This window comes from Micromonospora sp. NPDC051925, assembly GCF_044548625.1.
GTDB lineage: Bacteria > Actinomycetota > Actinomycetes > Mycobacteriales > Micromonosporaceae > Micromonospora.
In genome coordinates this window covers 145420-159839 of the sequence record NZ_JBIUCH010000003.1, presented here as the reverse complement: position 1 = coordinate 159839, position 14420 = coordinate 145420, and the positions used below count along the sequence as shown (strand labels likewise).

Sequence of the window (14420 nt, the reverse complement as noted above, 5' to 3'; positions counted from 1 at the left end):
AGCGGGGTGGAGGAGGTAGGAGATGCGACCACGCGCAGCAGCCGCCGCAGGCGGCGCGATCGCCCTGGTGGTGGCGTTGGGGGCCTGCTCGGAGAACACGGGCGAGGGCACCACCGTGGACACCGACCGGCAGCAGACCGGGGTGATCGCGACGGACCCGAAGGACTCGCAGGGCCCGGCGGCGGAGGTGGCCGGGGCGGCGAAGGGCGGCACCTTCACCATCATCCGGGAGACGCCCATCTCCCACCTGGACCCGCAGCGGACGTACTCGTTCGCCGGTCTGATGGCCAACCCGTTGTTCGCCCGCTACCTGACCACCTGGAAGGACGACGGCAAGGGTGGCCTGGTCCTGGTCGGCGACCTGGCCGAGACCCCCGGCACCAACGTCACCAACGACTGCAAGGTGTGGGAGTTCAAGGTCAAGGACGGGGTGAAGTTCGAGGACGGCAGCCCGATCACCTCGAAGGAGATCGCCTACGGCATCGCCCGCTCCTTCGACCCAGACCTGACCGGTGGCCCCACCTACCTCCAGGAGTGGCTCGCCGACAGCCCGCAGTACGACACCAAGTGGGACTTCAAGAAGAACAAGGCCGGGTTGCCACCGGGGCTGACCACGCCGGACGCGAAGACGCTGCGGTTCGAGTTCGCCAAGCCCCGCTGTGACCTGCCGTTCGCGGTCTCGCTGCCGACCACCGCGCCGCTCAAGCCCGAGCAGGACACCGGCGTCAACCTGGACCAGCGGCCGTTCTCGTCCGGGCCGTACAAGATCGCCAAGAACCAGGCCGGCGTGCAGCTCACCCTGGACCGCAACCCCCACTGGGACGCCGGGACCGACCCGGTCCGGCACCAGTACCCGGACCAGTTCGTCTGGGCCTTCGGGCCGACCGCCGACGCGGCCGTCAACCGGGTGATCGCCGACAACGGCGCCGACCAGAGCGCGCTGGCCTGGAACTTCGTGCCGGCCTCGCTGGTCGCCCGGGTCGCCCAGGACGCGGCGCTGAAGTCGCGGACCATCCTGTCGCCGACGCCGAGCGCCAACCAGCTCGTCATCAACAACCAGCGGGTGACCGACCTGAAGATCCGTCAGGCGCTCAACTACGCCATCGACCGGGACGGCCTGGTCAAGGCGCTTGGCGGGCAGACCGTCGCCCAGCCGATGACCACGCTGATGCCCTCGTCCACCATCGGCTACCAGGCGTACGACGCCTACCCTGCCGGTGCCAACGGCGACATCGACAAGGCCAAGGAACTGCTCGGCGGGAAGACCCCGGAGCTGGTCCTCGGCGTGGCCGACAGCACCACCGAGCAGCAGATCGGCACCCAGCTCAAGGGCAACCTGGAACGGGCCGGCTTCAAGATCACCCTGCGGAACATCCCGGACGACGCGAAGCTCGACGAGATCAAGAAGAAGAACAACCCGTGGGACCTCTACATCGGCAACTGGGCGGCGGACTGGCCCAGCGGCGCGTCGATCCTGCCGGTGCTCTTCGACGGTCGGACCATCAAGGCCGAGGGCAACAGCAACCAGGCGTACTTCAACGATCCGGCGGTCAACGCCGAGATCGACCGGATTCTGGCCCTGCCCCCGGCCGACCAGGGCCCGGAGTGGGGCAAGCTCGACCAGCGGATCATGACCGAGCAGGCTCCGGTGGTGCCGCTCTTCGTGGACGTGGCCTACAGCGTGCACGGCTCCAAGGTCGGCGGGGTGTTCATCTCCAGCGTCTTCGGCTACCCGTCCTTCGTCAACGCCCACGTCAAGCAGTGATTCCGTACTGACACCCCTGCCGGCAGGCGAGCGGGTTCCCCTCCCCGGCCACGCGGTCGAGGAGGGGGAACCGTCCTTCCCGGTACCGCATGCGCCATCAGACAACCGGCATGACGCTCCGACCCTGAGGCGTGCTCCGGGAAATCCCCCGGCCGCGCCCCCACCGATCTACGACCCAGGGTGGACGCGGGCACGGGTGCGGCCGGTGACGATGACCAGGTGCTGCGTATGTCGATCAAAGGAACGTTCTCCCGCTGGCAGCGGCTGGTCCTGTCCGGGCTGGCTGTCGTGCTTGGAGTCATGTTCGTGTCCGGCGCGCTGGTGCTCACCGCGACGCTCGGCGGCTCGTACACCGACACCGCCCGCCGCGCCCACGCCGGCACCGACGTGGCGGTGAGTTCCGCCGACACGATTTCCGCCGCCGGCGCGCCCGCGGCGCTCGTCGAACGGCTGGCAGGAGTCGATGGCGTGGCCCGGGCGACCGGTGTCGTGTCCGCCGACGGCGCCCGGCTGGTCGACGCCCGCGGCAAGGTCGTGCCGTCGCCCGATCTGCCCCGCCTCGGGGTGAGCTGGCCGGGCCAGGCCGGGTCCGTGCAGCTGCGTGCCGGGCGGGGTCCGCAGCGCGACGACGAGGTCGCGATCAGCACCATGCTCGCCTCGGCGGCCGGTGTCCGGGTCGGCGACCGGGTAGCGGTGCTCACGCTGCGGCCGAAGCAGACGTTCACGCTCGTCGGCACCTTCGCCTACGCCGACCCGGAGCAGCAGGTCGTCGCGTTCACCGAGCCCGTCGCGCAGGCGCTGATGCTGGGCACGCCCGGCGCGTTCACCTCGGTCGCGGTCACGGCCCGTCCGGGCGTCAGCCCCGCGCAGTTGCGCGAGCGGATCACCACCGCGCTCGGCCCCGGCTACCGGATCCGCACCGGCGAGCAGCTCGCCCGGGCCGAGGCCGCCACGCGTGGCCGGTCGCTGGGCCTGACCGGCGACCTGCTCCTCGGCTTCGCCGGTGTGGCGCTGCTCGTCGGCGCGTTCCTGATCCTCAACACGTTCTCGATGCTGGTCGCGCAGCGCACCCGCGAACTGGCCTTGCTGCGGGCCGTCGGAGCCGGCCGCCGCCAGATCGTCGGGTCGGTGCTGACCGAGGCGGCCGTGGTCGGGCTCGGCGGCTCGGTCGCCGGCCTGGCGGCCGGGGTGGCCGTGGGCGCGCTCGTCGCCCGCGAGCGGGTGGTCGTGCCGGCGGACGCGGTGGTCACCGCATTCGCCGTCGGGCTGCTCGTCACGACGGCCGCCGCGCTGCTGCCCGCGTTGCGCGCCGCGCGAGTGCCGCCGGTGGCGGCGCTGCGCGACGCCGCCGCACCCGAGCGGCCACTGACCCGACTCACCGTCGTCGGTGCCGTCGTGCTCGCCGCCGGCCTCGGGCTGGTCGGCTTCGGCCTCGCCGCCAGCGACCAGGGCGCCGCCCCGCTGATCCTGAGCGGTGTGCCGGTGGCGTTCACCGGTGTCACGCTGCTGACGCCGGCGCTCGCACGCCCCGCCGCCGGGCTGCTCGGCCGGGCCTTCGCGTGGTCGGTGTCCGGCCGCCTGGCCCGGCTCAACGCCGGCCGCAACCCGCGCCGCACTGCGGCGACGGCCGCCGCGCTCATGGTCGGCGTGGCGCTGCTCGCCGGCATCTCCACCGTCTTCGCCTCGGCCACGACGAGCGTGGGCCGCCTCGTCACCGACCGGTTCAAGGCCGACCTGATCGTCAGCGGCGACGCCAACGGCTCGAGCCGTACCGGCTTCGACCCGGCCGTGCTCACCCGGGCCGCGGCGCTGCCCGGCGTGCTGGCCGTCACCGGCGTGGGCGAGGGCGGCGCGGTCATCGACGGGCAGCCGGCCTACGTGGAGACCGTCACCGACGTGCCGGCCCTGCGCGACATGCTGAGCCTGACCCCGGCCGAGGGAACGATCGGCGCGCTGGCCGACGACCAGATCCTGGTCGACCAGCGGGCCGTCACCCCGGCGGGACCGCACGTCGGCGACCGGGTCACGGTGCGACTGCCCCGCGGTGAGCCGCGCCAGTTCACCCTGGCGGGCATCTACACCGACACCGACCTGCTCACCGGCTGGCTGCTGCCCGCGTCGGCGGCCAGCGGCCTCAAGCAGCCGCTGCCGAGCCGCGCCTTCGTGCGGCTGGCACCCGGCACCGACGTTGCCGCCGCCCGCGGCCGGCTCGACAGGCTGCTCGCTGACAGCCCCGAGGTGGGGGTGAGCGACCGCGCCGAGTACACCGCCCAGGAGAACGCCAAGGCCGACCGCCTCCTGCGGACCGTGCAGGTGCTGCTCGGCCTGGCCATGGTCATCGCCGTGCTGGGCATCGCCAACACCGTCACCCTGTCGGTGCTGGAGCGTACCCGCGAGCTGGGCCTACTGCGCGCCGTGGGCCTGCGCCGGTTCCAGACCATGATGATGACCGCCGCCGAAGCCACCGTGATCTCCGTCTTCGGCGCACTGCTGGGCGTGGCGGTCGGCGTGGCTCTGGGCGCTGCTACGGTCCGCGCCCTGCAGACCCAGGGGGTGACCGAGCTGTCGGTGCCGATCGACCAACTGCTGGTCTACCTGGGCCTGGCCGCGCTGGCCGGGACCCTGGCCGCGATACCCCCGGCGGCCCGCGCCGCCCGTCTGAACATCCTGACCGCCATCGCCCACGATTAGCAGTACGTGGCCAGGTGGGCGGCTCCGACGACCATCATCCCGATCCCGCTGACCGAGCTGCGCGGCGAGGGGGGCCGGTGACTACACCGACCTATGTGCGTCACGGGCCACGGTGGTGGCATCTGCTCGGCTGTGCCTACCCGGGCGGGGTGTTGTAGTGGTCGAGCGTCGCCTTAAAGGTCGAAGCGTCCTGGAAGGTCAGTTCCCAGGGGCCGGTGTTGACGTCCATGTCCTGCCGAACCCGACCCACTTTCCGGCCATCCGCCGGCCGGTCGGCTCCACCATCAACTGGATCGCGCCGTGGTACCGGGCACCCCGGTAGTAGCCGGCGGGGTCGGTCTGCTCCACCCATGTTCCGGTGACGACGGCACCGTCCACGGTGAGATCCAGCGACAGCGACGAGGCCGCCGAGCCGGGCAGGCTGCGCGCGGTCAGCCGGTCGCCGTGCTGGAGCACGACCACGAAGTGCTGCCCGGCGAACGACTCTCCCCGGCCGCTGGAATGGTACTGGTACCGGCTGAGCCAGACCCCTTCGTAGGACCCGTGAACGGCGGCGGGCCTGGGTGTCGGTGCCGGTGTGGCCAGGTTGGACATGGGTGAGGTCAGGTCGTGGCCGCCGTGCTGATCGTCGACGACGTGACCGTCGTCGGGCTCACCGATGCGGTGGCCGGCGGCCTGGCTCGCACCCGCGACGTCGTCCTGGCTCATGCGCATCCCGGTACGGACGACGCGCAGGGCGGTGTTCGGTGCGGTCATGCACGCCACGTTAACGATCGTGCCGCCCCGCTGTCGCCGCTGAAGGAGATAGTTCGTCACCATTTGCCATGCAGGACCGGCGAGACCCGAAGGTCATGGAGATGTCACGTGGCGGAGCTGCCGCCGGTGTCGTTCGACGTACTGTCCGTAGTAGTGGTCCATCGATCCGGTCTGGTTCTGCTGGCCAGAACCTGGGGGCATCGTCGTGTCGCATGTCGATCCGCGTTTCGCCGCCCAGCTGCGCGCGCTTCGGACCGAGCGTCGGCTGTCCCTGCGGGCCCTCGGCCAGCTCGCCCATCGGGGTAAGAGCCATCTGCACGATCTGGAGACCGGCGCGAGGCATACCGGCCGGCTGCTGCACAGCGGACAGCGCACGCGCCAGCGGACTCCGCAGTCCTTCGGTGACGGTATGGGCTCTTGACCCGATCATGCTGCCGTGCCCCTGCCAGCGGAGGCGAGCGAGCGGCAAGCACGACTGATGGCAATCACTAGAAGCTCTGGCTCGGACTCTCAGCGTCACTGTCTGAGGGGCGATTCGGTGTACCGTCCGAAGTGGTGGCCCGTCGGACGGCCGGCGTGGCCGGGCTGATTCCGCTACCTGGGAGGCTGCCATGCCCTCGACCATCGGTGATCACCTGCGCAAGCTGCGGACCGAATCCACCTTGACACAGGAGCGGTTGGCCGAGCGCGCGAGCGTGAGCGTCGAGACGATCCGCAAGCTGGAGCAGAACGAGCGGACCAGTGCCCGTATGTCAACCCTGAACAAGTTGGCTACTGCGCTAGGGGTGCCCACGTCGGCGCTGATGGGGTCTGCCGCTCACGCTCAGGCGATGCGGGAGCCTGACGCCGAACCGCTCGGCCTGGTCGATGTCCGTCGTGCCCTGACTCCGGTCTCCGGTCTTGACGGGCGTTCCGTGGTTGACGATCTGGAGATCGGGCCGCCGACCGCCACCGACGTCCGCCGTTCGATCCGAGCGGCGAACACGATCTACCACGCCAACGACTATGCCGCCGCCCTCACGTTGATCCCCGGCCTGCTCGACGAGGCCCGGACTTTTGTCGAGGTCGCCGACGGTGACGAGCGGTTGGGCGCGCACGCGCTCGCGTCCCGGGCCTACCAGTTGGCTGGCCGGCTCCTTATTCAGCTTCGCAGCGTTGACCTTGCGCACGTAGCCCTGACTGCGGCCCTCGATCATGCCCGCCGTAGTGGTGATCAACTGGTGGGTGCCGCAGCGGTCGCGCCGATGTGCTGGCTGTTGTTGCGGCAGGCCCGGTTTGCCGAGGCCGAAGTCCTCGCGGTGCGCACTGCCGACCATGTGGAGCCGAGGCTGTCCACGGCGTCACCGGCCGACCTTGCCGCGTGGGGATTCTTGCTGATCAAGGGGGCGTCGGCGGCGGTCCGGGATGCCCGGCACGACGATGCCCGCGACATGCTCGACCTGGCGGCGGCCGGCGCGCACCGGCTGGGCGACCGGCCGAGCCCGGACGCCGACCTCACGGGCAACGACTACTCCGTCGAGGGTGTGCACCTGATGCGCGTGGAGGCGGCGGTGATCGCCGGCCGCCCCGACGAGGCGCTGGCCCTGGCGCAGCAGGCGCAGCGGTCTCCGCAGGTGAGCCCGTCGTCCCGACAGCGGCATCGTCTGGACGTCGCGTTCTCCCATGCGCAGACCGGCGCGTACGCCGAAGCCACCGGTGTGCTGCTCGACCTGCGAGACCAGGCGCCGGCTTGGTTGCGGCAGCAGCGGTACGCCCGCGACATCGTCCAGTCGATCTCCGAGCGGCGTCGGCGGGCGATGACCAAGGAGTTGGCAGAGCTGGCGTCTCTGGTCGGCGCGTAGTCACCCGGGACGTACGACCTTTCCCGGAAGGCATTTGGCCTGGTCTGTCGCGTACCTGGCTGCTGTGATCCCAAGGCGTGAGCATTGGATCACCGGGTGTGATCGAAGGGTGGAGCGGCTACCCGTTCTGCCGCGAGTTGCGACCCTCAGCCGGCGCGGCGGCCATCCTCCCAGAGCACCGCCGCCGCGCCTTCCAAGAGGGTTGCAGGTGGACGAGATGCAGCACGAGCCGATACAGAGCCGAGGCGAGCAGATCGAGCAGGCGGAGCGGGAGGCCGTGCGGCAGCGGATTCTCGCCCAGGCCGAGGCGAAGCGGATACCGGTGGAGGAGACGACCCGGGCGGTACCGGATCGGCGGTGGCGTGGTGGGCGGTGATCCGATGCCGATCGGTCGGCGGGTGGCGTACCTGCGGGCGCGGCGGAGGCTGTCGCAGCAGTCGTTCGCCGACCGGTTGGGCAAGTCGAAGAGCTGGGTGGACGAGGTCGAGCGCGGGGTCCGTTCCCTGGAGAAGGCGTCGACCATCCGGGACGTCGCGGTGGTGCTCCAGGTCGATACCGCGACCCTGCTCGGTCGGGACGTCCAGCCCGCCGGGGTGGCCGAGCGCGGGGAGGGTGTCGCGCGGATTCGGGCGGCGCTGTCGACGTACGAGATGGCTCTTGGCCGACCGGCGGCGGGCCGGGTGGTGATGTCGGCGGATCGGTTGGCTCGGGAGGTGGGGCATGCGTGGACGACGTACCAGCATGCCCGGTATCCGCGCCTGGTGGAGCTGTTGCCGGGGTTGTTGACCGAGGTGCATCGTGCCCACGTGCAGGACCCGGAGGCGGGTCGGGTGGCGGTGGTGCAGGCGTACCGGGTGACGGCGGCGCTGCTGGTGAAGCTGGACGAGGGGAGTCTGGCGTGGTTGGCCGCTGATCGGGCGATATCCGCCGCTGCCGGTGACCGGGTGTTGCTGGCGGGCGCGGCGGTGCAGGTCGGTCAGGTGTTGCGGGCGGCGGCGCGGGCGCGATCGGTGATGCTGGCCGCCGCGTACCAGATCGCCCCGGCCGATCTCGACGCCGGTGCGCCGCAGGAGTTGTCGCTGTGCGGGTCGTTGCTGGTGCAGGCCGCTCTGATCGCGGCGCGGGCGGGTGACGATCGGGCGGCCGGTGACCTGTTGGACGAGGCCGCCGAGATGGCCGCCCGGGTGGGTGACGGTCAGGATCATCATCGGACCGGGTTCGGGCCGGCGGCCGTCGAGGTGGGGCGGGTCGCCGCCGCCGTGGAGTCGGGCGACGGCCCGCAGGCCGTCAAGCGGCACGAGGATTTGATCGGGTGGGACGGGTGGCGGTGGCTGCCGGTCGAACACCGCGCCGCGCACCTGGTCGACGCCGCTCGCGCGTACCTGCGGACCGACGACCCGGTCAGCGCGGCCCGGGTTCTGATCCGGGCCGACGGCATCGCGCCCGCCGAGGTCCGGCACCGCCCGGTGGTGCGGGAGGTGGTCGCCCAGGTCGCCCGCGACCCGGACGCCCCCACCACGATCATCCAACTCGCCATCAGCCTCGGGCTGCTCTGAGCAGGAGCGGCAGGTGGTGTCCGGCGTACCACCCCGGCCGGCTGAGTCGTTGACGTCATCAGGTCCAAAGGGTCCGCATGCCCCATGTGTGTGTCTGCCGGCAGTTGCCCCGCCGAGCCGGCGGGACCACTGCCATCAGGCCCGGGGTCACTCGTGCCGCCTCAGCAGGACGACTGGATGTCGAGGGTGACCGGGACGCTCTGCGTGACGGTGCCGTCCGTGGCCTGGAGTTGGGGGACATAGTGGCCGACTGGGGCACCGTGCAGCCGGAACGCGGCCAGGATCTGCACGACGTGACCATTCCCCGAACCGGGCGGTGTGGTCTGCGGGCTGTAGACCTCGGTTCCGGCCGGCATGCCGGTGTAGCTGGCGGTGATCGTCGTCGACCACGTCCCGTCGAGGACGACGAAGTAGTACAGGGCGCGCGGGTCGTTGGGGGTGGCGCAGATCCGCTGCGGCAGGTCGACGAGCGTCCAGGTCGCCGTGGTGCCCCTGGCCGTCGTGGTGGGCGCAGCCGATACCGGCGTGCCGCCGACGAGAGCGAGCAGCGTCGCCGCCAGTGTGGTGGCGGCGATCCGTCGGGCGGTGGGGGAGAGCTTCACATCGACTCCTTGCCTCTCTGGCGTTACTCGGGTACTGGCCAGATTGGCAGGTCGATCTCAGTGGGTTCTGAGAAGAAGCTCGGGCCAGTCGATCCGCCGGCAGACCTCGTGGCCCGGCCGGCCCCGCACGGCTGCACCTGTGTCCGGGCGCGGCGGGACGTGGGCCGAGGAAGGAGCTAGGCGCCTTCGTTACCATCGCGCAGAGAACGGATCATGCTCTGCAGGATCCGGAACGCGTCTGACTGCTCGGCCTCGGTCATGCCGGCCAGCATTCTCACCTCGACGGACCGGACCGCCACGGTCGCCTTCTCCAGGCTTCGTTGGCCGCGCGGCGTGAGTCGCGCGGGAAGAACCTTCCCGGTGGGCGCCTCCGCAGGTCTGGTCACGTAGCCCTCTCGTTCCAGGGCTTGGAGCAGCACGTTCATCGACTGTCGTGTCACGAACGCGCCCCGCGCGAGCTCGGAGTTCGACAAGCCCGGCCGTTGAGCCAGCAGCTCCAGGCAGGCGTAGCGCGTCACGCTCATCCCGAGCGGCCGCAGCACCTCCTCCATGGCTGCGCGCAGGACGCTCGACGTCTCTTTCAGCAGGTAGCCAAGTGACTTGTTCAGTTCGACCCCGGCGCCGTCTTGACTCATGTCAGAATTCTGACATACATTGTTCTGTGTCAGGAAGCTGACACGAAGAGAAGGAGCATCACCATGCCCGTCACCGGCCCCGACTTCATCTCGCTCCAGGCGCGCGACCTCGACGCGTCGCGGACGTTCTATGAGCGGTACCTCGGCCTCGTCCGCTCGCAGGCCGGACCTCCGCACGCCGTCGTCTTCGAGACGAAGCCGATCGCGTTCGCACTCCGTGACGTCGTCCCCGGCACCGATCTGGCATCCGTCGCCCAGCCCGGCATCGGTGCCGCGATCTGGCTACACGCCACCGACGTCCAGGCCATTCACGATGCTCTCGTCGCGGACGGTCACACCATCGTCTCCGCACCGATCGACGGCCCATTCGGCCGGACATTCACCTTCGCCGACCCCGACGGCTACCAGGTCACTCTCCACGACCGCGCCTGACAAGCCACACGCCACCGGACGATCACCGTTCCCCGAGGGCGCCGGCCGGCGTCGGCGGTCGACACCGGAGAGGTCGGTCAGGAGGGGAGCGCGGGCACAAGAGCTATGACCTTGTCGGCGAGGGTCGACGGCGAATGCCTGCCGGAGTCGAGGAAGATCGTCTCTGGTGGCAGTAGCGGCGGCGCGGCAAGACAGCGGGCCATCTGAGCGACAGCAGGTGGCAGGGACGACGGCAACCGCCAGCAGTCGGGCGAGGGTGGCTGGCCCCAAAACGGCACGAGCCGCCCCCGCCCACGAGAGGGCTGGGAGCGGCGCGTTCGAGGGGCTAACAGGCGACGAGATGGCGCACAGCTTCCCGCGCCTTCTTGAAGTCTGCTCTCCTGCTGGCCGGTAGGCCCTCGTCAATGGCAAGTTGGAGAGCTGCCGTGACATCCTCGATAAGAGAATGGACGATCTGGCCGTGCTTTGCTTCAACCGGAATGATCCACTCGCGTTCGAACAGGAGCCGGTAGTAGTTGGCGACGCCGACGGTCACGTAGCGCTGCCTCGGCGAGTGGTAGACGATCTCCTCCAGAGGGCCGGGGCCTTCGTCGTCTTCCAGGGTCTCCTCATCTCCGTCTGACAGCGGAACATAGAGCCAGAGAGAGATGTCGCCGGTGTAGCCAAGCGCGCGCCAGAACAGATGAGACTGGCTGCCCGTTCTGAAAACGCCCAATGAAGGCACGCCGTTGTGGCGGTCGAAGATCTCGACCTCCTCTACCGAGGTGACCGGCACACATGCCAGGTTTCCCAGCGTTGGGACAACGGACTTACTCACGAGTGCTGGACCTCGGCTTTGCTGTCTTTCCACCGGACACTCCGGTCCACCTGTGGTAACTTCACCGGCCACGGTTGCTAGAAGTTACCAAAAGCGCACCGCAGGTAGTGTCGGAAATCCGATATTCTGTGTGCGATAGATCGTTCGCGCCTTCGTTCAGCCCAGGTGGGTACGGAGGAAGTCGAGTTCCAGGCGGAGCAGGCGTTCGGACAGCCCACCGGCTGCCATGTGGGTGGCCCCGGTCAGCGGCAGCACCGCGTGCGGCCGGCCGGTGGACAGCAGCGCCGCCGACAGCCGCAGGGTGTGCGCCGCCACCACGTTGTCGTCGACCATCCCGTGCACCAGCAGCAGCGGTCGGGCCGGCTCCCCGGGATACAGCGGCTCCGCCGCCAGCTCCACCAGCGAATGGTGCCCGTACACGTCGATGCCGTCGTCGGGCAGGCCGAGGTAGCGCTCGGTGTAGGCGGTGTCGTACAGCGCCCAGTCGGTGACCGGGGCGCCGGCGATGCCGCACCGGAACAGCTCCGGGTGCCGCAGCACCGCCAAGCCGGCCAGCCAGCCGCCGAACGACCAACCCCGGATCGCCACCCGCTCCAGGTCGAGGTCGGGGTGTTTGCCGGCGAGCGCGGTGAGCGCGTCCACCTGGTCGGTCAGGATCACGTCGGCCACCCGCCGGTGGATCGCCTTCTCGAACGAGGGTGCCACGCCCGGCGTACCCCGGTTGTCGATGGTGACCACGGCGAACCCGTTGTCGGCCCACCACTGCCGTTCCAGCCAGGCCGACCGGGCGGCGACCACCTCCTGGTGGCCGGGGCCGCCGTAGACGTCCAGCAGCACCGGCAGGCGGGTGCCCTTGACGTGTTCGGTCGGGTACAGCACCGCCGTCGGCAGCCGCCGGTCGGTCACCCGGACCAGCATCGGCCGGGGCGCGTACGACGGGGTGGCCGCCAGCGACCGCAGCCGCGCCACCTCCCGGTCGCCGCGCCACACCGACCAGCTCGTCCCCGCGTCGTCCAGCGAGGCGGTGCCGACCACCAGCGTGTCCCCGCCGACCACCGCGGTGTGCCAGCCCGGGGCGCTGCTCATCCGGCGGGCGTCCACCCCACCGCCGATGACGGTGCGGACCCGGTAGAGGTGCCGCTGGCTCGGTTCGCCCTCGCTCGCCTCGACCAGCAGGTCGGCCGGGCCGGGACCGGTGGGCAGCCGGCCCACCACCCGACGGACGTACAGCGAGGGCGGGGTGAGCAGGGTGCCGTCGGCGAACAGGCAGCGGGCGTCGTACCCGTCGTGGGCCAGCTCGCCGCCGACCAGCACCCGGCCGTCCGGCAGGTGGGCCGGGGTGCCCGGGATCGGCTCCACCCAGCGCGGGTCGGCCAGCTCCGCGTGCACCTGGGTCTCCCCGGTCCGTGGGTCCACCGCCAGGACCAGGCCGTGCTGCTGCGACCGGCGCAGCACCGTGACCAGCGGGTTGCCGTCGGCCCAGTCGACCGAGGCCAGGTACGGGTAGGTCTCCCGGTCCCAGTGCACGTCCACCCAGCCGTCGTCCAGGTCGAGCAGGTGCAGGCTGACCTCGGCGTTCGGGCCACCCGCCCGGGGGTACGCGATGGTGGTCGGCGGGGTCGCCGGGTCCGCCGGGTCGTGCAGGTGCCAGCGGGGCAGCCGCGACTCGTCGACCCGGGCGGCGAGCATCGACCGCCCGTCCGGGGCCCACCAGTAACCCCGGAACCGGCCGAACTCCTCCGCCGCGACGTGCTCGGCCAGACCCCAGGTCACTCCGCCGTCCTCGCCGGCCAGCAGGGTGTCGGTGCCGTCCGGGTCGACCACCCGCAGCTCGCCCCGGCGTATCCCGTCGGCGGTGTCGGTGACGTACGCCAGCCGCTGCCCGGTGGGGTCCGGTCGTGGGTCGATCACCGGGCCGACGGTGGTCACCTCGACCACGTCGCCGTGCACCAGGTCGGCCCGGAACAGCCGGCCGGCCAGCGCGAACACGGCCACCCGCCCGGCGCTGTCCAGGGCGTACGAGCCGATACCGGCAGTGCTGAGCCGGCGTCGTTCGCGCAGCGCCCGCTCGCCCGGGGCGAGCACCACCGGGTGGGCGTCGCCGCCGAGCAGCACGGCCGGATCGGCGATCAGCCGTTCCTCGCCGGAGGTGGTCTCCACCGCCCAGAGCGCGTCGGCCGGGTCCTCCGGCCCGCCCGAGCGGAGGAAGACCACCCGGGAGCCGTCGTCGGCCACGGAAACGGCGCGCGGCGCCCCGTGGCTGAACCGACGGGTACGGGCGGCCAGCTCGGGAAAGTCCACAACCCGGATCGTAGAGCGGTGTCGGGCGTGATGTGGTCGACCTGCCTGGACGCGTCCGCCTCGGGGGCGACGGACCGCCGGTTAGAGTGACGGTCGTGACGACGCTGCCCGACCGACGCCTTCTACTGGTCCACGCGCATCCCGACGACGAGTCCATCGGCACCGGGTCGACGATGGCGCACTACGCCGCCGCCGGTGCCCACGTCACGCTGGTGACCTGCACCCTGGGCGAGGAGGGCGAGATCCACCTGCCGGAGCTGGCGCAGCTCGCCGCCGCCGAGGCCGACCAGCTCGGTGGCTACCGGATCGGCGAGCTGACCGCCGCCTGCGCCGCGCTCGGCGTCACCGACCACCGCTTCCTCGGCGGCGCGGGCCGCTACCGGGACTCCGGCATGATGGGGATGCCCACCAACGAGCACCCTCGGGCGTTCTGGCAGGCCGACCTCGACGAGGCCGCCCGCCAGTTGCTGGACGTCATCCGCGAGATCCGCCCCCAGGTCCTCGTCACGTACGACCCGAACGGCTTCTACGGGCACCCGGACCACATCCAGGCGCACCGGGTGGCGATGCGGGCGCACGAGTTGGCCGACGCGGAGGGCATCGCCCCGGCCAAGGTCTACTGGACGGCGCTGCCGCGTAGCGTCCTGGCGGCCGGGATGAGCCACTTCACCGAGTCGTCGGACAACCCGTTCGACGGCATCGACGGCATCGACGACCTGCCCTTCGGCACCCCGGACGACCAGATCGCCGCCCGGGTCGACGGCACCGAGCAGGCCGCCGCCAAGGAGGCGGCGATGCGGGCGCACGCCACCCAGATCCCGGCCAACTCCTGGTTGTACGCGATCGCCGGCAACTTCGGCGCCGAGTTCATGGGCGTGGAGTACTTCACCCTGGCGGTGGGGGAGAAGGGCCCGGGTGGCGGCCCGAACGGCTGGGAGAACGACCTCTTCGCCGGAATCGACGCCCCCAGGTCGGAGCGGGCCGCCGCGGCGACGGCCGGACTCCGGTGACCCTGCCGGCCACG

Annotated in this window: 12 protein-coding genes and 1 pseudogene; 8 read left to right on the top strand and 5 right to left on the bottom strand. The window is 71.1% G+C overall.

Annotated elements, in window-relative coordinates; genetic code table 11:
- Positions 1-22 precede the first annotated feature (22 nt).
- Positions 23-1765 carry an ABC transporter substrate-binding protein gene (locus ACIG87_RS05330; RefSeq protein WP_396848419.1) on the top strand — a complete coding sequence of 581 codons (1743 nt, stop codon included), beginning with the start codon at positions 23-25 and terminating at the stop codon, positions 1763-1765.
- Positions 1766-1984: 219 nt separating this feature from the next.
- Positions 1985-4456 (top strand): ABC transporter permease, encoded by a 2472-nt coding sequence (locus ACIG87_RS05325; RefSeq protein ID WP_396848417.1) that lies wholly within the window; start codon positions 1985-1987, stop codon positions 4454-4456.
- Between the two features lie 136 nt (positions 4457-4592).
- Here ACIG87_RS05325 and ACIG87_RS05320 read toward each other — a convergent pair.
- Positions 4593-5221: pseudogene (locus ACIG87_RS05320) on the bottom strand (XRE family transcriptional regulator).
- Between the two features lie 196 nt (positions 5222-5417).
- Between ACIG87_RS05320 and ACIG87_RS05315 the strand changes: the two are divergent.
- From ACIG87_RS05315 to ACIG87_RS05300, 4 genes are all read left to right on the top strand, one after another.
- Positions 5418-5633, top strand: coding sequence for a helix-turn-helix domain-containing protein (locus ACIG87_RS05315; RefSeq protein WP_396848415.1), 216 nt, complete (start codon positions 5418-5420; stop codon positions 5631-5633).
- 190 nt (positions 5634-5823) lie between these two features.
- Positions 5824-7053 carry a helix-turn-helix domain-containing protein gene (locus ACIG87_RS05310; RefSeq protein WP_396848414.1) on the top strand — a complete coding sequence of 410 codons (1230 nt, stop codon included), beginning with the start codon at positions 5824-5826 and terminating at the stop codon, positions 7051-7053.
- A 217-nt stretch (positions 7054-7270) separates the two neighbouring features.
- Entirely contained in the window at positions 7271-7429 is a 159-nt protein-coding gene (locus ACIG87_RS05305) for a hypothetical protein (RefSeq protein WP_396848412.1), read from the top strand.
- A 4-nt stretch (positions 7430-7433) separates the two neighbouring features.
- The gene (locus tag ACIG87_RS05300) at positions 7434-8609 is read left to right on the top strand and encodes a helix-turn-helix domain-containing protein (RefSeq protein WP_396848410.1); all 1176 of its coding nucleotides are present in this window, start codon (positions 7434-7436) and stop codon (positions 8607-8609) included.
- A 161-nt stretch (positions 8610-8770) separates the two neighbouring features.
- On the opposite strand, the gene ACIG87_RS05295 is transcribed toward ACIG87_RS05300, so the two are convergent.
- On the bottom strand, positions 8771-9211 hold the full coding sequence (locus ACIG87_RS05295; RefSeq protein ID WP_396848408.1) for a DUF5980 family protein: 441 nt from the start codon (positions 9209-9211) through the stop codon (positions 8771-8773).
- A 176-nt stretch (positions 9212-9387) separates the two neighbouring features.
- Positions 9388-9846, bottom strand: a complete 459-nt coding sequence (locus ACIG87_RS05290) for a MarR family winged helix-turn-helix transcriptional regulator (RefSeq protein ID WP_396848406.1) — start codon at positions 9844-9846, stop codon at positions 9388-9390.
- A gap of 63 nt (positions 9847-9909) precedes the next feature.
- On the opposite strand from ACIG87_RS05290, the gene ACIG87_RS05285 reads away from it, so the two are divergent.
- A complete protein-coding gene (locus tag ACIG87_RS05285) occupies positions 9910-10278 on the top strand; it encodes a VOC family protein (protein ID WP_396848404.1) in 369 nt (122 codons plus the stop codon).
- 325 nt (positions 10279-10603) lie between these two features.
- Here ACIG87_RS05285 and ACIG87_RS05280 read toward each other — a convergent pair whose 3' ends face one another.
- Complete coding sequence (locus tag ACIG87_RS05280; RefSeq protein ID WP_396848402.1) at positions 10604-11053, bottom strand: hypothetical protein; 450 nt, start codon at positions 11051-11053, stop codon at positions 10604-10606.
- A gap of 198 nt (positions 11054-11251) precedes the next feature.
- On the bottom strand, positions 11252-13396 hold the full coding sequence (locus tag ACIG87_RS05275; protein WP_396848400.1) for a prolyl oligopeptidase family serine peptidase: 2145 nt from the start codon (positions 13394-13396) through the stop codon (positions 11252-11254).
- A gap of 86 nt (positions 13397-13482) precedes the next feature.
- Between ACIG87_RS05275 and mshB the strand changes: the two genes are divergently transcribed.
- Entirely contained in the window at positions 13483-14406 is a 924-nt protein-coding gene (mshB, locus tag ACIG87_RS05270; RefSeq protein ID WP_396848399.1) for an N-acetyl-1-D-myo-inositol-2-amino-2-deoxy-alpha-D-glucopyranoside deacetylase, read from the top strand.
- Positions 14407-14420: the final 14 nt, after the last annotated feature.

Bases quoted from the DNA above. Each gene is read 5' to 3' on its own strand.
- ACIG87_RS05330 (WP_396848419.1), top strand. From the start codon at position 23: ATGCGACCACGCGCAGCAGCCGCCGCAGGCGGCGCGATCGCCCTGGTG.
- ACIG87_RS05310 (WP_396848414.1), top strand. From the start codon at position 5,824: ATGCCCTCGACCATCGGTGATCACCTGCGCAAGCTGCGGACCGAATCC.
- ACIG87_RS05305 (WP_396848412.1), top strand. From the start codon at position 7,271: ATGCAGCACGAGCCGATACAGAGCCGAGGCGAGCAGATCGAGCAGGCG.
- ACIG87_RS05300 (WP_396848410.1), top strand. From the start codon at position 7,434: ATGCCGATCGGTCGGCGGGTGGCGTACCTGCGGGCGCGGCGGAGGCTG.
- ACIG87_RS05290 (WP_396848406.1), bottom strand. From the start codon at position 9,846: ATGAGTCAAGACGGCGCCGGGGTCGAACTGAACAAGTCACTTGGCTAC.
- ACIG87_RS05285 (WP_396848404.1), top strand. From the start codon at position 9,910: ATGCCCGTCACCGGCCCCGACTTCATCTCGCTCCAGGCGCGCGACCTC.